Source organism: Chitinophaga sp. G7 BAM 1005 (assembly GCF_057126945.1).
Genome location: NZ_CP181478.1, coordinates 3,626,151 through 3,645,489, shown reverse-complemented (window position 1 = coordinate 3,645,489; position 19,339 = coordinate 3,626,151). Strand labels below are relative to the sequence as shown.

Annotated in this window: 8 protein-coding genes; all 8 read left to right on the top strand. The window is 45.0% G+C overall.

The window, feature by feature from the left end; all coding sequences use genetic code 11:
• Positions 1 to 11: 11 nt before the first annotated feature.
• The 8 genes from asnB to ACMXI2_RS14435 all read left to right on the top strand — a co-directional run bounded on the left by asnB (position 12) and on the right by ACMXI2_RS14435 (position 19,339).
• The gene (asnB, locus tag ACMXI2_RS14470) at positions 12 to 1,868 is read left to right on the top strand and encodes an asparagine synthase (glutamine-hydrolyzing) (RefSeq protein WP_483782273.1); all 1,857 of its coding nucleotides are present in this window, start codon (positions 12 to 14) and stop codon (positions 1,866 to 1,868) included.
• Between the two features lie 64 nt (positions 1,869 to 1,932).
• Positions 1,933 to 2,976, top strand: a complete 1,044-nt coding sequence (locus ACMXI2_RS14465) for a cupin-like domain-containing protein (protein WP_483782272.1) — start codon at positions 1,933 to 1,935, stop codon at positions 2,974 to 2,976.
• Between the two features lie 277 nt (positions 2,977 to 3,253).
• Positions 3,254 to 6,391 carry an amino acid adenylation domain-containing protein gene (locus ACMXI2_RS14460; protein WP_483782271.1) on the top strand — a complete coding sequence of 1,046 codons (3,138 nt, stop codon included), beginning with the start codon at positions 3,254 to 3,256 and terminating at the stop codon, positions 6,389 to 6,391.
• Between the two features lie 87 nt (positions 6,392 to 6,478).
• Positions 6,479 to 13,510: an amino acid adenylation domain-containing protein gene (locus ACMXI2_RS14455; RefSeq protein ID WP_483782270.1), complete on the top strand. Its 7,032-nt coding sequence runs from the start codon at positions 6,479 to 6,481 to the stop codon at positions 13,508 to 13,510.
• Complete coding sequence (locus ACMXI2_RS14450; RefSeq protein ID WP_483782269.1) at positions 13,507 to 16,605, top strand: cyclic peptide export ABC transporter; 3,099 nt, start codon at positions 13,507 to 13,509, stop codon at positions 16,603 to 16,605. Before ACMXI2_RS14455 ends, ACMXI2_RS14450 begins: the two co-directional genes overlap by 4 nt.
• A gap of 35 nt (positions 16,606 to 16,640) precedes the next feature.
• Entirely contained in the window at positions 16,641 to 18,170 is a 1,530-nt protein-coding gene (locus ACMXI2_RS14445) for a serine hydrolase domain-containing protein (RefSeq protein ID WP_483782268.1), read from the top strand.
• A 22-nt stretch (positions 18,171 to 18,192) separates the two neighbouring features.
• On the top strand, positions 18,193 to 18,393 hold the full coding sequence (locus ACMXI2_RS14440) for a hypothetical protein (protein ID WP_483782267.1): 201 nt from the start codon (positions 18,193 to 18,195) through the stop codon (positions 18,391 to 18,393).
• Positions 18,386 to 19,339, top strand: coding sequence for a glycosyltransferase family 9 protein (locus ACMXI2_RS14435; protein WP_483782266.1), 954 nt, complete (start codon positions 18,386 to 18,388; stop codon positions 19,337 to 19,339). The genes ACMXI2_RS14440 and ACMXI2_RS14435 overlap by 8 nt, the downstream gene beginning before the upstream one ends.

Here is a 19,339-nt window from a genome sequence, read left to right as displayed (position 1 = left end):
TTCTTTAGCAAATGTGTGGTATCTGCGGATTTATAAATTTTAAACGCCCGGCTTCCGGAAATGATCAGGCCATTGTTCAGCAAATGAATGCGCAGTTGATCCACAGAGGGCCGGATGCACAGGACACGCTGGTGTCCGGAAACCTTGCCTTTGGATTTAGCCGGTTAAGTATTATTGGATTAAAAAACGGGATGCAGCCCATTCACAATGAGGACAACTCTGTTGTACTTATATGCAATGGGGAGATATTCAATTACATTGAAATCAGGAAGGAATTGATGGAGAAAGGACACCGCTTTGCCACCGGTTCCGATGTGGAGGTGATTGTTCATTTGTATGAGGAACACGGCATGGGATTTCTGAATATGCTCAATGGACAGTTTGCTTTTGCACTTTATGACAAAAAGTGCGGCTCGCTGTTCTGTGCCAGGGATCATATGGGTATTATTCCCTTCTTCTATACCAAAACGAGTGACAGTTTCATTTTCGGATCGGAGATAAAAGCCATTTTAAAACATCCGGATGCTCCCCGCCAGGTGGATTTTGTAGGGCTTGACCAGGTATTGACGTTTGCGGGATTAATTAGCCCCAGAACCATGTTCCGGGATATTTACAGCCTAGAGAACGGCCACTACCTGGAAATCGGTGCCAGCGGAAGTTTGACAAAACACGAATACTGGGACCTTGTTTATCCTGAACAGCATGCAGACATCCCGTTTCAGCATGAAGCATGGTATATTGACCAGCTGGAGTCGCTGTTCGAGGCTTCCTTAAAATTGCGTTTGCGCTCCGATGTTCCTGTTGGACTCTATCTAAGCGGGGGATTGGATTCTTCCATGATCCTGATGAAAATGCGACACCTGCAGCCTTCTATGCACATAGATGCGTTTTCAATAGATTTCGTGGAATCCGGTTTGTCAGAGTCGATGTACCAGCGGTTGGTGGCGGATCGTGCCAATGCCCGGCTGAGTCAGAAGACTTTTTTTTATGATGATATAAGCCTGCGCCTGAAACATGCGGTGTATCATTGCGAATGCCCTGTAAAGGAAACCTATAATACAGCTTCGCTTTCCTTATCTGAGGCTGCGGGCGGGGCAGGGGTCAAGGTCATATTATCCGGTGAAGGTTCGGATGAATTGTTTGCCGGTTATGTGGGTTACCGTTTTGATAAAATGAGGCATGACAACGGAGGTGGAAGCCCGGCTACGATGGCTGAAGAGCGCCTGCGGCATCATGTGTGGAATGATAGGAGTTTTTTTTACGAGCGTGATTTTCTCCAGTTTAATAAGGTGAAGAAACAATTATATTCCGAAGAACTCAGAGCCATTTTTGACGACATTGACTGCCTTCAGCACCCTGTTGTGAATACAGACCGGATCAGGAACAGGGATGTGCTGCATAAAAGGGCCTACATAGATTATAAACTGCGGCTGGTGGATCATCTGATCTCAGATCACGGAGACAGGATGGCGCTGGCGAATTCAGTGGAAGTAAGGTATCCGTTCCTGGACAAGGACCTGGTGGAGTTTTCTACCAGGATACCCGCTCAATTGAAATTAAAGGATTATACGGAAAAATATATACTGAAGAAAATGGCGGAACGGTTTGTTCCGCAAAAGGTAGTGGATCGGGAGAAGTTTGGTTTTGTGGCTCCCGGAAGTCCCTACCTGATACAACGCAATATCGCGTATATCAATGAACTGTTGTCTTTTGAAACAATTAAGGAACAAGGCGTTTTTGATCCGGCAGAAGTGCAGCGGCTTGTCAATATTTACAAACAACCAGGTTTTTATATCAATGCGCCATTTGAAGATGATCTGTTAATGACCGTTATCTCATTTGGCATTTTGCATGATTTATATTTTTAGTGTCAGTCCAACCCTAAATAGACTATGGAATCGCCCGTTCATCACCATCAAAATATATAATGCTATGAATATCGCAGGAAACATCGACACTGTCAGCGCTTTATCTGACGCAGATTTTAATACATTCTACTATAACAGGAAGCCGGTAGTAATTAAAGGCGGCCTGGAAGGCAACACCTGCTTCAATAAATGGTCGGTTGATTATCTGAAGGAAAAGATCGGATCGACCACAGTGCGGGTGGCCTATACGGAGAAGGGCAGTTATAACTATGCTATCAGGGAAGTTAAGTGGATCGGCGGCCCTTTCGATGAAGTATCCGATTTATTCACCTTGCCAGCCAGCAAGGGAACCTCTTATTACCTGGCGCAGTTATCAATACCCGGATTCTTTCCAATGCTGATGGATGATCTTGAAATACCTGCATTCATCCGGGATGGGGACATCCTGGATAAGGTAAATTTATGGATGGGCGGAGCCGGTTGTGATTCAGGGCTGCACTATGACAACAGTCATAATTTCTTTTACCAGGTTTGCGGAAGAAAAGACATGGTGTTATTTTCTCCGGAAGATACACCGTTATTGTATCCTAGTCAGCTGCCGGGTAAATGGCATATGAGCGAAGTGGAACTGCACGACGCAGATGTAGAACAATTTCCGCTCTTTTTACAGGCGCAGCCTTATCATTGTATTGTTGATCCGGGTGACATTATTTATATACCCACAGGCTGGTGGCACAATGTGTTGTCGCTTGATATGTCCGTCAGCGTTAATTTCTGGTGGCACCGGTTTGACATTCCTATTGGAAAGGGCATTGATATGTTTAGTGTTCCGGAGTTGTCATCTTTTCTGCAACGCTTCCTGCAGAAGGGGGTGGATATAGATCAGCCTGATGCTGACGGTGAATCATTGTTGATGCGTGCAGTAGATAAAGGGCATGTGAATTTCGTTGATGCCCTGCTTTGTAACGGCGCCAGCCTGGCATCTGTTAACCGCAAAGGAGAGTCTCCTGTTGAATGTGCGCAGAAGAATGGGCACAGGGATATCGCAGTACTATTATTGAAACATGCTGAACAGGAAGCGAATATAAAAAAATTAGAAAAGCATTAAAATAGTTTCGAAAACCTGAAGTAAATAATTATATTGTGAGAAGATAGGCAAATAATTTTCATTAAGTTCTCATTTTTGTTTTGTTGTTAACTTTAAGTTGTGACAACCTTTAGCGAAGCTATGTTTGCCCGAACATTCAACTGAAACCTTATTACTTTATTAACCCGGGACTATGCCAGGCCACCCTGCCTGAAGCTGTCGCACACGCTTCTCTTACAGACGCAACATACTGTGTTGCTGAAAGTTTGTAAATCTGTTTTCCCATAATAATTTTATCATGATTCTACAAGCGGAATTAAACAAAAGTCTGCGTGCACATGCAGGCAAAATTGCGATTGAAGTAGACGAGGAGAAAATATCATACTCCAGGTTGTTATCCATCTCTGACAAAATCTCCGGTTTTTTTATACAGCAAGCTTGCCCGGCTGACACCATCGTTGTGGTAGTAACTGACAACAGGCTGCTGAATATTTATGCCATGATTGGCATATTCAATGCCAGATGCGTGTATGTTCCTATCGACGCATCGCTTCCCCAGAAAAGAATGCAGGCCGTCCTGGACGAGCTGCAACCTGCTTTTCTGATCACTTCCACCACAGACAACATCGCCGCCATGTCCGGCAATTATTGTTCCGCCCGGGTTATCCTTGCAGAGGAACTGCTGGAATCCACTGCGGACTATATTGAGCAGCCATTTGACTACCCGGCGTTTCAAGAAAATGACAGCATATATGTATACTTTACCTCTGGCTCTTCCGGGATACCTAAAGGCATTGTTGGCCGGAACAGTAGCCTGATACAATTTTTGCAGTGGGAAACAGGCGCGTTCCAGGTTACTGCAGGCAGCAGGTTCAGTCAATTCATCAGCCCCTACTTCGATGCATATCTCCGGGATATTCTTGCACCGCTGCTGACAGGTGGTACTATCTGCATTCCGCCTCCTAAACAGGAGATTTCATTGCCGGAACAAATGGTTGCCTGGGTAAATGATGCTGGTATACAGTATATTCATTGTGTACCCAGTTTGTTCAGGATAATAAGTTCAGCAGCATTATCACCGGATCTTTTCCGGCACCTGAAATATTGTTTGCTGTCAGGAGAAAGAATTAACCCATTGGAACTGCGGGGATGGTATGGGGTGTTTGGCGTCCGCATCCAACTGGTGAATCTGTATGGTCCAACAGAAGCCACCATGATAAAATCCTGCTACCGGATTAAGCCAGAAGATGTAAACGCTGCAAGGATTTCAGTGGGTACTGCTATGGATGGTGCAGCCCTGCTGATCCTGGATGAGAACCTGGAATCTTGCGATCCGCTTATAGTGGGCGATCTGTACATTGCTTCTGCTTATCTCACAAAAGGATACCTGAATAATCCGGAGTTGACTGCGCAGAAATTCCTGACTTTCAGGTCTGCTGCCGGAGACGAAACAGCCGTCTATAAAACAGGAGACAGGGCAAGGTTGATGCCCGATGGAAATGTAGACCTCATTGGCCGGGAAGACCGCCAGGTGAAAATAAGAGGAATAAGGATAGAACTGGATGAAATTGAGTATATGCTTCTGACAAGCCCCTTTATAAAGGAGGCAGTAGTGACAAAGCATGCAGGAGAAAATATCGACGATGCCCTGGTTGCCTATATCACCAGGAAAAATTTTCAAGACGGTGCCCAACAGCTCTCTGACGCTGCCATGAAGCATTTGCAGGAACTGATGCCCGCATCAATGCTGCCTGCATCTATTGTAGAAGTAAGTGAGCTTCCATTGCTAGGCAACGGAAAGGTAGACTACCAGACGCTGCAAAGTAAAATTGTAGCCCGGGAAATTTCCATCCCGGAGAATGAACTGGAAGAAAAAATACTGGAGATATGGAAAGATATTTTAACAGATAAATCGATATCTGTTAATGAAAATTTTTACCGCATTGGGGGAAATTCATTGAGTATAATGAGATTATCATCCAGGCTCTTCAAAGAGTTTGGCGTCAGGGTTTCTTTAAGTGAGCTGTTTGAAAATCTTACGATAAAGAAACAGGCAACGCTTGTCGGATCATTGATGAAGGATGATGTATTTATCATACCCAAAGCAGATGTAAAGCCGGCCTATCATGCTTCTTCCGCCCAGCGGCGTGTTTATGCCAGTTATCAGCTGGATAGAAAAGTGACGTCCTATAATCTTCCTATGGCTTGGGATGTTTCCCAATCATTCGACCAGGACAGAATTGAACAGGCGCTGCACGCACTTGTGAAAAGACACGAAGGCCTTAGAACCGAATTCCATATCAGGGATGGGGAGCTCTATCAGCATCTCCATGATAAAGTAGATTTCTCCCTGGAGCATATTACCACATCTGCTCCAGACCTCCATAATATTATTTTAAAACTTATACATCCATTTGAACTGGATAAAGCCCCTCTTTTCCGCTGCACACTTATTCACCAGGAAGGCGGCCGGAAAATACTGGTAATAGATTGCCATCACATTATCTGTGACGGCATCTCAAAGAAAATTCTTCATCACGACTTCTTGAACAGCTATTACGGTAAGCGCCTGCCCGAACTGGAAATACAGTATAAGGACTATTCCGAATGGGAGCATAAATTCCGGCTTACGGAAGAATACCTCTCGCACAGGGAGTTTTGGCTGAAGACATTTGAATACGGTGTACCAAGGCTTACGCTTCCTGTAACAAAAGAAATCATCGATGGGGTATCTCATCATGGAGGGAATGTTACGCTCAAAATTGACAATCATCTTTTAATGCCGTTTACTGATTTTCTGAAAGAACAACATGTAACCGCATTTTCAGGGTTTTTTACTGTATATTTTTTGTTCCTTTCCCAGCTTTCCGGGCAGGAAGACATCGTTGTGGGAACCGCTGCTTCCGGCAGGATGCAGGAGGAAACAGAAAATGTGGTGGGCATGTTCGTGAAGATGTTGCCTGTCCGCTACCAGATAAATCCGTATACCCGGTTTAAAGATGCAATCGCTGAATTACATAATTATATGCTGCAAGCCAACAGCAGGCAGATATATGATCTGGGAGATATTGTAAGAGAGCTGAATAATAACAGGACCAATCCTGTTAAAAGCCTTTTTGATGTGGCTTTCGTTTTCCAGAATTTTGAGGACAGAAAGGAGAGACAGCAAGATGAGTTTGTTATATACCCGTTTGAAAACAACAGCTCCAAATATCCGTTGACACTGTATGTATATGACAGCGATCAGTCATTTACTTTCCGTTTCGAATATTCTTCCGACTATTTTACAAGACCCGATATAATATTGCTGGCCCAGCAGTTCAAAGCATTGCTGGAGAACGTGGTGGGCAGGCTGGATGAAGATCTTGCCAGTATCATTCAAAGCTCGGATCAGGCAATAGATCTGATGGAAGATGATATCTCCTTCAATTTTTAACCCGGTACTTCCTCTCTTTTTGTCGCAGTTTATCCCGGCTGCAATGTTCTTTACCCTAAAATGTATTTGGCGATGTCTGAAAATTCTATGTTAAATATTAAAGCTTTAGAGTCCAACAAAAATATATCTGCCAGGAATTACTGGAAGCAGCGATTAAAGGACTTCAGGGCTGAAAACTACTTCGATGGCGTTACCGACGATCAGCAGCTGCCTTCAGGGAATACCTATGGAGTTTATACAGTGGAAATACCCCGGCATGTCAGCGGGAACCTGAACGGTATTGCCTCGTCAGATAAAGCGAAGCATATTGTGCTGTTGTCTGCGCTGTCGGTACTGATACAAAAATATTCATCGACCGGCAAAGTATTGCTGTTTACCCATACTTATTCGGAAGAAGAGAAACAGGATGCAGGAAAAGGCGTCATACCTGTAGGCATTGACATTGCTCCCGACACAGATTTTAGCGCGCTGCTCAACGCTGTTAAGGAAGATTTATTCAATGATTTCCGGCACGCCAGGTATCCGCTGGAAAGAATCCTGGCAGGTAGTCCGGCTATCAAACGCATATCAGGTGTAGGTTTGGGTATGAAAGGTATTGCCTTGCCAATCGATGTCAATGGCTGCTCACTGGATCTTTACTTTTCTTTTCATGCAGAAGAGGACCAGAAGCTGGATGTCTGGTATCATCATAGCAGGTTCACTTACAACTTTGTTCAGAATATCACGGCTGTTTTTTTGAGCCTGCTTTCCAGGATCACACAGAACAGCAGGAATTCCCTGCAAAACATCCCGCTGCTCACTGAACAGGAGCGGCTGCAGGTATTCAATGAATTGACGGTGTCCGGCAATCGTACTTCCGAGGCAGAGTTGGTCCTGGTACGCACATCTTATCACCAGGAAAGATTATGGTTTATTGATAAATTCGAGAAAGACTATCTGTACAATGGAAGCCCCGTTTATCACAATATCCCTTTGGAGATTGACCTGAAAGGAACGTTGAATGTTGGATGGCTGGAAGAAAGTGTCAATAGCGTAGTAAGACATTATTCCGCACTCCGAACCTGTTTTGTTGAGGTGAAAGATATCATCTTCCAGCAACCTGTAAATGATGCTGGTATACAGCTGGAAAAAAGAACCTACCGGCACAAAGACAGTTCCCTGGAAGCTGAAATTACGTCGGAGAGAGATAAGCCTTTTGATCCTGCCAAACCCCCGATAAGGGCCGTGCTGTTTGAAATAGATACAGATAGCTGTAAGCTGCTGCTCATTTTTCATCACCTCGTGGTGGACAGGCACGCTACTTTACAGATAGCGCGGGATATTTTGGAAAACTATCGGAGAAGATCACAGGGTGAACTTTTCCTGGAAGAAACAGAGAGACTGCGTTATGCACAGTTTTCGGAATGGCAGCGGGGCCCCTTATCGAAATTGTATTTTTATCTTTTCCCTTACTGGAAACAACGGTTGGGAACAAGACTTAAAGCACTGGAGTTACCAACAGATCGTCCACGGTCTGCCGTGCATATTTATAAAGGGGCGGCAATTGATGTCAGCTTATCTCAGCACATTTCTTCCCAGGTGCTGCGTTATGCAGAGCAACGGCTCATTTCACCCCGGCTGATCTTAATGGCGGCTTTTAAAATCTTACTTTATAAATATGTTCAGCACGAAGAAATTGTTATTGGTACCAGTACAGATAACAGGAACAATGGCGCATTACAGGACGTGGCAGGACCGTTGGCGAATCTGCTGCCTGTACGCAGCCAGATATTTCCCTCAGATAGTTTCCAGGAATACCTGACAAGGCTTAACAACCAGTTTAATGCGGATCTTTCGCATAGCGATATCCCTTTTGATAAGCTGGTAAGCTATCTGGCTCCTGAAAAAGATATGAGCAGAACAGCATTGTTTGACGTGCTGTTCCAGTATGAAAATAAATCTTACGAAATTCCCCGGATTGACGATCTGCATATTGATTTATACGAGTACAACTACGGATATGGCAAGTATGATCTCAATCTCTTGCTGCTTCAATCGGAAGATGGGGTTGAAGGTAAGATGCTGTATAACTCGGAATACTTCGACCAGGCTTCTGTTGAGTTAATGATGCAACGCTTCTCCAGGTTGTTGGATAGTTTGCTCCTGCAACCTTCGCTGCAATTATGGGAGATAGATATCCTGGATGATGCAGAAAAGCAGGGATTGCTGGATAGCCTGGACTATACCAACAGCCATTATCCTAAAGATAAAACGATACTGGACCTGTTTGATGAACAGGTAACCAAGTGGCCGGGGAATACAGCCGTACAATATGAAGGCGTCGCTATTACCTATGCCCAGCTGGATGAACAGGCGGGGCAGGTGGCCGCGCAGCTAACGGCCCGGGGAGTGAAACCTGATGCTGTAGTAGGTCTTTTGATGGACCGTTCGATAGAAATGGTAGTAGGCATGCTGGGTATTCTGAAAGCCGGTGGCGCCTATTTGCCGGTTGATATTACCTATCCGGAGGAAAGGAGGAATTACCTGCTGGATAATAGTCAGACGCGACTGGTGCTGACAACAGAGGAATTTGCTGACCAGGTAAAGCCAGGTATAGCGGTGGTGCGGATAGAAGACCGGGAGCAGTTCCCCGCTGTTTTGGCTGACAAGCCGTTACCATCGAACTTATGTTACGTTATTTACACCTCGGGAACAACAGGGAATCCCAAAGGAGTGATGGTAGAGCATCGTAATGTAGTGCGGTTGCTCAGCAACGATGATTTCCAGTTTTCTTTTGGCCCCACGGATGTTTGGACGATGTTCCATAGTCATTGCTTTGATTTCAGTGTATGGGAGATTTTTGGGGCATTGTTAACCGGCGGCAAGGTGATTATCGTTCCGAAGATGACAGCGCGTGATACAGGTTTGTATCTTAAATTATTGGGGGAAGAAGGGGTGACGGTGCTGAATCAAACGCCCAGCGCTTTTTATAATCTTTTGCAATTGTCTGTAACGGGGCTGTCTTTACGCTATGTTATTTTCGGGGGAGAAGCCCTGAGGCCGGGGAAATTGCAATCGTGGCGGGAGATGTATCCTGCTGTTAAGCTGATTAATATGTACGGGATTACGGAAACGACCGTGCATGTTACCTATAAAGAGATCACAGAAAAAGAGATCGGCAGTAATATCAGCAACATCGGCAAACCTATCCCTACTTTATCTGTTTACCTGCTGGATGCGCATCAGCGGCTGGTTCCGGCAGGGGTCACCGGTGAGTTATACGTAGGCGGATCGGGCGTTTCCAGGGGCTACCTGGGCAACGAAGCCTTAACATCTGCAAAGTTTGTACAGGATCCGTATAAAACCGGCGGGCGGCTTTACCGCACCGGCGACCTTGGCCGTCTGTTGCCCGGTGGTGAAATTGAATACCTTGGCAGGAAAGACCACCAGGTACAATTACGAGGTTTCCGAATAGAGCTGGGAGAAATAGCGCATGCCTTATCAGGTAACAGCCATATTGGTGAAGTGGTGGTGGAAGCCCGTGAAAAGGAAGACGACAAATACCTGGTGGCCTATTATACTGCTGAGAAGGAGATTAAGGTATCAGAGCTGCGTACTTACCTGTTAGGGAAAATACCGGACTACATGATTCCCTCTTACTTTGTTTACCTGGATCACCTCCCACTAACTTCAAACGGAAAATTGGACAGAGCAGCACTTCCGGAGCCTCACGTATCCGCTACGGATGAGTATATACCACCATCCGGATTAGTAGAAACGAAGCTGGTGGAAATATGGGCTGATATATTGAAGCTGGATAAAGATTCGATCAGTGTAAATTCCAGCTTCTTCGACCTGGGAGGACATTCGCTGAGGGCAACTGTACTGGTGAACAAAATATTGAGCGAGCTGGGAACAGAGGTGCCACTCAAAGAAATTTTTGAAAGACGCGTGATTGCCAGCCTGGCGGAGTATATCCGGCAGGTGGGGGCAATGCAGGTGTCCCGTGTGCCCAAAGCAACCCCCAAGCCTTATTATAGCCTCTCGCCGGCACAAAAAGCGATATACTACTTTTCAGAATACGACAAACAGACCCTCGCTTACAACATGCCCAGGGTAGTGGTGATAGAAGGAAACCTGGATAAAGACAAGTTGAAACAGGTAATGGAGCAACTGGTAGCCCGGCATGAGGCATTCCGTACTTCTTTCCAGGTGATAGGGGAAGAGGTGGTGCAGCAGATTGCAGATAGTGCTGCGCTTACCATAACACATCATGTGGCTGAAGAGGAAGATGTTAAACAGCTGGTGCAGCAGATCATTGCACGTTTCGACCTTTCCCGCGCACCGTTGTTAAGAGTAGCATTAATTGAAATGCAACCGGAAAAGCATGTACTGGTAGTGGATACCCATCACCTGGTAATGGATGGTACATCCTGGGGAATATTTATCAGGGAATTCAAGACATTGTTTAATAATGGCACACTCGCGCCGTTAACGTTACAGTATAAGGATTACGTGGAATGGCTGGATACAGAGGAGAGAAGGACCGAAATGGACAAGCAGAATGATTTCTGGTACCAGGAGCTTTCCAGGGATATGCCGCAGTTAGATTTGCCGGTTGACTTTGAACGGCCGGAACAAAAGAACAATCATGCAGGAAACGTCAACTTCAGAATTGAAGAGGAACATACCGGTCGTCTCAAGGCAATTGCTGATAAAGAAGGAGCTACTTTGTTCATTATACTGCTTTCCGTTTACAATATTTTGCTTGAAAAAATTACCAACCAGGAGGATATCATGATCGGTATCCCCGCATCGGGAAGGGATCATAGTGACCTGCAGCATATGTTGGGCATGTTTGTTAAAATACTGCCCTTCAGAAATTTTCCGGCAGAACAACTAAGCTTCCGGCAGTTTATGAATGAGGTGAAGGAAAGGACATTCGCTTTCCTGGAGAATCAGTCCTATGAATATCACCGGTTATTAGACAGGTTAAAGATCAAACGGGCAAGAGCGCACAGCGCATTGTATGATGTCATGTTCGTATTTCAGAATTTTGAAGAAACCAGGTTTGTTATTCCTGATTTAAAAATATCCTCCTACAAAGCCAGCCATCTCGTAGCTGAATTTGATATGTCTTTAACTGCGTTTGAAAATAATGGTGAAATAAGACTGGCTATTGGCTACCAGGACAGCCTGTTCAAACCGGAAACTATCTTGAAATTTGCCGCTTACTTCAGAAAAATAGTAGCAGCGGTGGTAGCAGATCCTGACATTAAAATTGCCGATATTGATGTAGTCAGCGAAGACGAACGGAAAGCACTGTTGGGTCGTTTCCCGGGAAATGGAAATAGTATGCAAACAGAAACGATTCTCTCCCGGTTCGAAAAATCCGTTAGCCGTTTCCAGGAAAAAACCGCTATAAGATATAAGGATGTTTCCTGGAGTTATGCGGATATTGACCGTATCTCCGGTCAGATAGCATATCACCTTAAAGAAAATACAGGTGTCGGGAAATCGATGCTGGTTGGTGTAATGATGGAGCGGAATGAATACCTGGTTCCTGCTATATTAGGCATTCTCAAAACCGGTGCAGCCTTTGTTCCATTGAATCCCGCTTATCCTCCCGGTATTTCCGATACGCTTATCAGCAAGGCGGGCGTTGGGGTTTTAATAACGGCGAACAACACGTTAGATGTTTTAGCTATAAATGTAAAGGTCCTTAACATACAGCAGGAGTGGAACTCCATATTGGAATGCAATGAACTTCCATCGGCTTCCGGTGTAACTGCCGATGATCTGGCATACGTCATATATAGCCTGGAGTCTTTATCAAATCCTGTTGGATTCATGTTCAGTCACCAGGCACTCTTCAGCGCCCTGGCAGGAATGCAGGATACATACCCGGTACAGGAAGCAGGCGGCTACTTATTAAGAACAGATACCAGTCTGCAATCTTCCGTGCAGGAGATATTCAATTGGTGTTTATCAGGAGGATGCTTGTCCATTCTTCCTCCGGAAAACGAAAGCGAAATAGATAAGATCATAAGCTGGATAGAGGTTTATGGCATCACACACATACATTTTGAAGCGCCGGTATTCAGTGCGTTTACTGACGTGTTAACACGCCGGGGACGGGAGAAAATTAAATCCCTTCAGCATATCTTTCTCACCGGTATCGGCGCCTGGGCAGATCCTGTTCGCAAATTCAGCCAGCTGAATACGGATATCCTGCTGGAAGACATGTTTGGAACACCGGAGTATGCAATTTTTGTCTGCGGACGTACGCTTCCTGCACCTGGCGCCACAAATGCCAGGATACTATACCAGGCTTTACCGGGAGCTGCTTTATACATCGTTAACAGGAACAACAAATTACAGGCAGATGGCTTATATGGCAGTTTATGTGTAGGTGGTACCGGCCTGGCCAGTGATTATCTGACGGAAGAAGAACTTTGTCGCCAGCTATATTTTCCGCTCCCGGAACTGGGAGTCAGTGTAATCAAAACACCCTGGCAGGCAAGATACTTAGCGGAGAAAGGAGTCGGGTTTTCCGCAACGGAAGCCGGTCCGCTAATGCTGAGTGGGCACCGGGCAGACTTATCAGAAATTGAAGCTGTGATCATGCGGCATGGAGAGGTAACCAATACTGTAGTCATTATTCCAGGGAATCAGCAACCTGGCAAGAGGCTGCTGGCATTGGTGGAGCTGCCTGAGAAGTCGGCGACTGTTGGAAAGATAAAAAAGTATTTGAGAAGCCAGTTGCCCAGGCATATGATGCCTACCGATGTCATAAAATTTGGACACCTGCCATTGACAGCGGCTGGAACAGTGGACCGGGATGCCATTCCTGCATTGCTGGAAAGATCGGCCATTGTGATAGACGAAGCTGCTCAGCCACAAACAGCTGTGGAAAAACAGATTGCACTGATATGGAAGGAATTGATGGGACTGGAACAGGTGACACTAAATGATACATTTTTTGGTTTGGGCGGACACTCGTTGTTACTGGTGATCAATAACGAAAGAATGAAGAAACAATTTAATGTGGATCTCCCCTTCAGTATATATTTTAATTGTACCCTGAAACAGATTGCCGAAAAAGTTAGCCAAACCTCACCGCACAAAGTAGCAGAATGAGCAAATTCATCGCATCTTTTATCGTGACTGCCTTAAAATTTATACCGGTTTTTGTTTTTTTACTGGTATACTCCGGCCACCTTTGCTTTGCCGGCCCCAGGGCTGACACTATTCCACTACATGCGGTAGACTCCATTGTGAGTAAGCTGATGAAAGACGGTAGCATTCCGGGACTTAGTGTTGCTATTATCTCGGGGAATACAACCGTTTTCAGGAACTACGGGTTTGCTGATTTGGATAAAAAAATACCGGTCACCCCCGCCACATTATTCCAGATAGGTTCATGCAGCAAGGCTTTCACTGCATTGGCTGCACTTAAGCTGCAACAGGCAGGATTGCTTGACCTGGATGCTAATGTTAGGGACTACCTGCCGTGGTTTCAGGTGAGTTACAACGGCCGGCCGGCGCAAATAAAAATCAGGCATTTATTGCATCATACGAGTGGGTTGCCCTGGAAAACAATTTCACTTATTCCGGAAAGTGACAGCAGCAATGCCCTGGAAAAGACCATACGGAATATTTCCGGCGTCAAACTGGCGAATAAGCCGGGCCTGTACTTCGAGTACGCCACGGTGAACTATGATATACTGGCTTATATTATTGCGCTACGCAGCGGAGGTTCCTTTGAAGACTATCTGCAGAAAAATTTACTGGATTCCCTCGGCCTTACACAAACTACTATTGGCGCGCCGAAAGACAGCAACTTCATGTCTGCCGGTTATAAGATTGGCTTCTTTAAACCCCGGAGATATGATGCGCCTGTGTACAGGGGAAATAATGCGGCGGGATACATCATATCTGATATACGGGATATGGCGAAATGGCTGAAGCTGCAAATGGGTCTGCAGCCTTCAAATCTTTATCCGCTCATAGCAAAAACACATGAAGGGGACGTGACTGTGCCCATACATGATATGTCTTCCTATGGAATGGGCTGGCAGATTTCATTGATGGGAGATGGGGCTGTTTATCACGGGGGACTGAACCCTAACTATACTTCTTACGCAGCATTTGATCCCGGGGAGAAAACCGGTGTAATAGTGATGGCTAATTCAAACAGTGGCGCTACGCGTATTATCGGCGCCTCACTGCTGGACCTGGTGTCAAAAGAAATAAGAGACAGGGAATTTACGGTTCCTGATGGCAATGATAAAGCTTATAGTATTGTATGTGCGGCACTGTGCATCTACCTGCTGGTACTGCTCGGCTTCACGGGAATGGTGATATACCAGATATTCACGGGCACGAGGCGCCTGGAAGGAGCGAACATCTGCACAGTGGGACGGATAGGACTTTCAATTGTGCTGGTATTGCCATTTTTATATGGATTTTATATGTTACCGCACGCCCTGTTAGGGATGAGCTGGCAGCCCGTTATTGTCTGGAGCCCGGTTAGTTTTGTGGCAATGGTAGGCCTTGCGTTATTATCGCTGGTGACAACCTACCTGGCATACTTTATTACGTTGCTGTTCCCCCAGCAGAACAAGTACAAACGGGTGATTCCAAAAATATTGCTGGTAAGCATCGTGTCTGGAATGTCTAACATGGTATTGATACTTTTGATTGTATCTGCCATTAACAGTAAGGTAGAATTACAGTACCTGGTGTTTTATTTCCTGTTAACAGTTGCCGTGCATATGTTCGGGAGGAAGTTTGTGCAATCCAGTTTAATTGAGCTCTCCAAGGGTATCGGATTTGAACTGCGGATCAAGGTCTTTGAGAAAATATTTTCTACCTCTTACCAAAAATTTGAGAACATGGACAGGGGAAGGGTATACACCTCTGTAAACGATGATGTGGACACCATCGGTAATTCTTCCAATATGGCCATTACGCTGGTGACCAGTGTATTCACTGCTGTGGTCGCCTTCCTGTACCTGGCTACTATGGTTTTCTGGGCAACGCTCATGACATTAATACTCATTGTTGCGTTGGCGACGCTATATTATTTTGTCAGCAAAAGCACCAATAAATATTATGAAGAAGCCCGTGATACCAGGAATATTTTTATGCGACTGACCAATGGCATGATCGACGGGTTTAAAGAGATCTCTCTGCAGCGGAAAAAGAAACTGGAGTATTATAAGGATATTACAGATGCAGCGGATAGCTATCGCCGGAAAATATCATTCGCAGCCATGCGTTTTCTCTATGCATCTTTGCTGGGAGAGTCTATGCTGATACTTTTGCTGGGTACGGTGGCATTTATTATCCCGCGGTTGTTTACAGACACTAAGTCAGGTACCATCATGAATTTTGTGATCGTACTTTTATATCTTATCGGACCGGTAAACAGGTTACTGACGGCAGCACCTTCTATATTACAGTTGAGGATTGCCTGGAACAGGATCCAGCAATTTTTATCCGAAATACCGTCCAATCTCGACTTACATGAACTTAGTCCTCCTTTGGAGTCCGAAGTGATGAGCATAAAGGCGCAAGGTTTGAAGTTTGCCTATAACAGCCAGGAGGGTTTCCAGGTAGGGGCCATTGATCTTGAAGTGAGGAGCGGAGAAATACTCTTTATCATTGGAGGAAACGGCAGTGGTAAATCCACGTTGGCTAAACTGCTCACGGGTTTATACGAGCCCTCTGAAGGAACGATCACTATTAATGAAAAAGAGCTTAAAAGCTGCGACCTGAGCGAATACTATTCCGCGGTATTTTCCCCGCTGTACATCTTTGGAAAACTGTACAATATTGACACTGTCAATAAAAGAAATGAGATAGAAAAATATCTGCGTGTGCTGAACCTCGAAAATATCGTCGGTATCCTGGATAACAAATATACCACTATTAACCTGTCTGGCGGGCAGCGAAAGCGATTGGCGCTGTTGCAATGCTACCTGGAAGATGCCCCCATCTACCTCTTTGATGAGTGGGCAGCAGATCAGGACCCTGCATACCGTAATTTTTTCTACAGAACACTACTGCCACAAATGAGGGAAGCGGGAAAGATCGTTATAGCCGTTACTCATGATGACCATTATTTCGATGTGGCAGATAAGATCTTGAAAATGGAACATGGCAAGCTGGAAATTTATAATGACGAACGTTCCTTTACATCTCTCACAATGAAAATAGAGAAATTCTAAATGGCCCAGGCAATCATTCATCTTATTATTTTTTTATGAGAATATTTGATTTTTCAGTGGCATATGCCCGGAAGTTTTTGAATACAACGGTGGTATCAGTGTTATTGCTCACCGCGTGCTTTCAGTATAGTCCGGGTCAATCACCGAAATACTTTAAAACCGACGGCAGAAAGGTGGATATCAAGGCATTTAATGCCGAAGTAAACCACATGATGGAAGAGGTGGGGATTCCCGGTGTATCCCTGGCCGTTATAGAGAATAATAAGGTTGCTTTTTACCATGCCTATGGTTACAGGCAGTCGGGGCAGCCGGAAGCCGTAAATGATGAAACTCTTTTTGAGGCCTGTTCACTCTCGAAAAATTTCATGTTGTTCATGGTATACCAGTTGGTGGATCAGCACAAGCTTGACCTGGATAAGCCCATGTACCAGTACCTGGAGTATGGGCGGCTTAAACATGATGCGCGGTATCGACTGATAACTCCCCGGATGATTCTGGGTCATTGCTCTGGCATTGAGAACTGGAAATCCGATTTTAATCCCGATACCCTCGATATTGTTTCTAACCCGGGTGAGAAATTTGTTTATTCAGGGGAAGGGTTTCATTACCTGGCCCGGGTAATTGAAACCATACTCAAAGAGCCTTACCAGGATATTGAAAAAAGGATGGTTTTATCGCGGTTGGAGCTGGAAAGAACCTTTACCAGTTTTAAAGATAGTGTTCCGGGTAATTATTCAAATGGACATGATGTGCTGGAGAGAAAAATTCCAAAATGGAAAAATAAGTCGGTTTTTCCGGCTGGGGGTGTTAACACTACTGCCCTGGACTATGCTCATTTGCTGATAGGCATGTTCAATGGCAAATATTTATCACGGGATCGCATAAACGATATCCTGCATAAAACGACAAGCCTGGATGATTATTTTCCTCCCAACCATTACTTCGGAGGAGGGTATGAAGTTATTTATACGCCAAAAGATACCATTATCGCACATGGAGGCAGCAATCCCGGTTATAAATGCCAGGTTTTCTATTCTGTTGTTCATAAACGGGGCATAATATTTATGACCAACTCGGACCGGGGTAAGCTTATTTCGCAGCGACTCGTGGATATGTCTGTCCGGCTGGATATCAAATCTGAGTTTGCCAAACAATATTATGAACAGTATCCCAGTAATGCCATTACATTGCTAAAAAAGTACAAACAGGCAGGCGGAGATGCGATGATAGCAGATGCAGGAAGATTAAAGAGCGAACAAAAGCTGGGTGTAAATACGTTGAATGAGCTGGGACATATTTTTATCGGAATAGATACTGCCGTAGCCCGGAAATTACTGACGGAAAATACTACCCTGTACCCGGATGCATCCAGGGCTTTCTACCTGCTGGGCACACTGGATATGAAACAGAAAGATTTTAATGCGGCCTACCGGGATTTTAGCAGAGCAAAAGCCCTCCATTCGGAAGAATTTACATTGGATTTTAATTTGAGAAAATGTGAGAAGGAGCTTCAGAAGCAGGCCGTTTATTCCGGCAGCAGCAGTGGAGCTGTTTCAAATGATTAATACACCGGCAATTTTATTTTCTATGAAGACGAGGACGTATGAAGAAATCACGGCGAGGGCTGATGAAGTGAAAACCCGTTTGGCAGTCATTAACCACGAGATAGAGAAGGAACTCTCCCGGCCGTTCCTCGACAGATGCCAGTTCCGGTCAAGGGTACTGGACCAGAATAAAAAGGTATGTACAGCAGCTTTAGAACAATTGAACTGGATTTTAAATGCGTGAAGAAATTATTGTAGTTACCTGGGGTGGTATCGGTGATCTGATGCTCTGTACCCCCGCTTTGAAAGCCCTCAAAGAGGAAAATCCCCACTCAAGGATTATTGTGTACTACCAGCACTTTCATCCGGGACATAAGCAGGTGTTACTGAACAATCCTCATATTGATTCATTGAGGGAATTGCATGTTACCTCCATGTGGAGGTATCCCCGTCACTTGTATGTATATCTTTTTAAAAAGAAAAAGTGGATCAAAGACAGAAAGTATTATCACATGTATCTGAACTATGTTCCGGCTACATGGATATACGAAAAGAATTATAAAGAAGTAGCGGCTGATGTTTTCGATGTGAAGCTGAATGGGGATCGTAAGATACAGCTGTTTTTCACAGCAGCAGAGGAACAGCAGGCCCGGGAGCGGATCAGGTTTTTTAAAAACGTTGTTTTTATTCATACCTATTCCAAATGCTCCGTCAATCATTTATGGGACATTAAAAAATGGAACCGCCTGGTAAAAGAGTTACCGGAGTTAACGTTTATCCAGATTGGGATGCCAAATGAACCAACCGTGGAAGGAGCCATTGACTGGAGGGATAAATTATCGCTTCGCGAAACACTTTGCCAGCTTAAATATGCAACTTCATTTGTGGGGGTGGAATCAAGCTTTGCGCATGCAACCAATGCTTTCAACCTGCCCGGCGTGGTATTGTTCGGAGATACAAGTCCCTTACACTGGGGACATGAAAACAATATTAATATTTATAAAGGCGTGGCTTGTTCTCCTTGTTTTCACTATTTGTGGGGCCGGTCATGCCCGATTGGTAATGATTGTATGAAGCTAATTGAAGTGGAAGAGGTAAAGGAAGCCCTGATCAAGCAGGTAAGTGCCAGCAGAGCCGGTTTCCGGCGGGAAGCACCGGTTGCGGAAGTGATCGGGAAATTACATTCATAA